The 2,165-nt window shown below is 39.9% G+C and carries 2 protein-coding genes and 1 pseudogene; 1 reads left to right on the top strand and 2 read right to left on the bottom strand.

Going from position 1 to position 2,165, the window contains the following annotated elements:
- A partial coding sequence (locus O9324_RS27225) for a helix-turn-helix domain-containing protein (protein ID WP_072024880.1) occupies positions 1-55 on the bottom strand: 55 nt, incomplete at its 3' end.
- Positions 56-395: 340 nt separating this feature from the next.
- Here O9324_RS27225 and O9324_RS14040 point away from each other — a divergent pair.
- Positions 396-1,056 (top strand): annotated as a pseudogene (locus tag O9324_RS14040) (IS1 family transposase).
- Between the two features lie 903 nt (positions 1,057-1,959).
- Here O9324_RS14040 and O9324_RS14035 read toward each other — a convergent pair.
- A partial coding sequence (locus tag O9324_RS14035; protein ID WP_288140495.1) for a hypothetical protein occupies positions 1,960-2,165 on the bottom strand: 206 nt, incomplete at its 5' end.

Raw genomic sequence — 2,165 nt, 5'->3', positions numbered from 1 at the left:
ATAGCGACTCTTGTTCGGGTGTGGGGTAAAATCGAAACGAATAGGCTTTTTCCATACCTCACATTTTAGCATATATTTCGTAAACGATGCTCATATTTAACAGTAAAGCCGTCGTAGAACGACGGGGTTTCAGACCCAAATTTTCGATGAGAGTGCCTGGTGAACTATCCCTAAATTGGCGAAGGTAGTAGCTTCCTTTACTGTATCCTTCGATTCTGTGGCAAAATCGGGTATAGTTTGGTAGAACTCCTTCAAATAAAAATGAAACAACAGATTGATGGTAATGATTCGATAGTAGTGCCGTAGCCCTCTTGCTTACCTGGTATGAATTGTGTAAAATATTTATTAATAAAAATAATTGGAACCCAATCAGTCTTTAAACCTCTAGCTTGCTCATGACTTTTCTGATAAATATCTTTTTCTGGCTCCTGTCTGGCTTACTCAAATATCAGTCTAGCACCGAACAAAATACCCCCTCTAGTTCACCTCTATTCCCCTGTCCTAATTGTGGTTCTCATCATACTATCAAGAATGGTTCTATTCATAATGGAAAACCCAAACGTCAATGTAAAGAATGTGGTCAACCGTTTGTGATCAATCCCACTAATAAAACCGTCTCTGACGAAACCAAACAATTAATTGATAAACTCTTGCTCGAACGAATTTCCTTGCGAGGAATTGCTAGAGTAACAGGGGTAAGTTGGTCATGATTACAAAACTATGTCAACAATAAACTGGCGGCTGTCCCCCGTCAAATAAAGGTTTCGGACAAACCAAAAGGTAAATTGGTTATAGAATGTGATGAGATGTGGTCTTTGGTTTTTTCTAAGACGATAAAGGTTTATATTTGGCGGTTAATTGATAGAAATACAAGGGAAATTATTGGTGGCTATGCGCGGAGATAGGAGTCGTCAATCAGCCAAAAAACTTTGGGGCCAGTTTACCCGGTGTTTACCGACAATGCGCGGTTGCTTACACAGACTTTTGGGAGTCCTATAAGACAGTAATTACTAGGAAACGTCATCGGGCAGTCGGAAAAGAAACTGGTCAAACTAATCCTATTGAAAGATTAAATAAGTAGGTAGGCGTTAAAAATCATCAGATCCCCCCGCCTATCGGCACCCCCCTTATCAAGGGGGGCAGGGGGGATCGAACCTAAAATCAGTTTTTAATTTAATTATAACCAGCTACTTAATACCTTTCGACAAAGGATTTCTCGGCTGGTGAGAGAGAGTCTATCTTTCTCTAAAAAAATGGGTTCTTCGGCAGGTAGTATGCTGGGGACTGTTTGATTATCCTGAAACCCTTACGCATCAAGTCCGGTATTTGTGATAGCATAACAAGTACCGAAAAACCAAAAATGGAGAATCACGTTGGGGAACCCTTTGGTATTTTATCCATGACTACAATGCACAGCAAAGCAAAGGATTAAGCCGCCATCACTACTACCGAATCACCACCGAATGATTGAATGATTAACTATGATTAGGGAGCTAGTTAAGAGTGGATTAGAGATGAAGATTGATTGAATGAACCAATCATAGTCAATCAAATAATCACATCAATCATAGTTAAGACCATTTGAAAAGAGGGTTTGTAGGCGCACGGATTTTCCATTATGAATATAATATCATGTCAAGTCGCCTTTGTCAAGGGAAAATTTAACAACATCCAGATAAACTAGGACTTACGCATTGACAGGAGCGACCAAATATGAGGTATGGGTTTCGGGCATTTTAACGTGATTTTTTGATGACTTTTGAGCGATCGCTATCGAGCAGAAGTTAATCGCCAAAAGTCTGAAACGACGGATTTTCGTTCATACACCTCATGGTGAATTTGTACAGTGCGTAAGTCCTATAAACGTTATTGTAGGGGTAATTCATGAATTACCCCTACACCTATTACCTAGTCCAGTAGGGTGCGTTAGACGGCCAAAATTTCGGCTTTAACTTCAAGCTAACAATCCGTCGTAACGCACCACCATCGACAGTGATTGGAATGATTGGGTAATGATTCGGTAGTAGTGCCGTAGCCCTCTTGCTTACCTGGTATGAATTGTGTCAAATATTTATTAATAAAAATAATTGGAACCCGCTCAGTCTTTAAACCTCTAGCTTGCTCATGACTTTTCTGATAAATATCTTTTTCTGGCTCCTGTCTGG

This window comes from Microcystis sp. LE19-84.1B (genome assembly GCF_027531875.1).
GTDB lineage: Bacteria > Cyanobacteriota > Cyanobacteriia > Cyanobacteriales > Microcystaceae > Microcystis > Microcystis panniformis.
The sequence above is the reverse complement of the archived record's forward strand: the minus strand, read 5'-3'. Positions and strand labels throughout refer to the sequence as shown.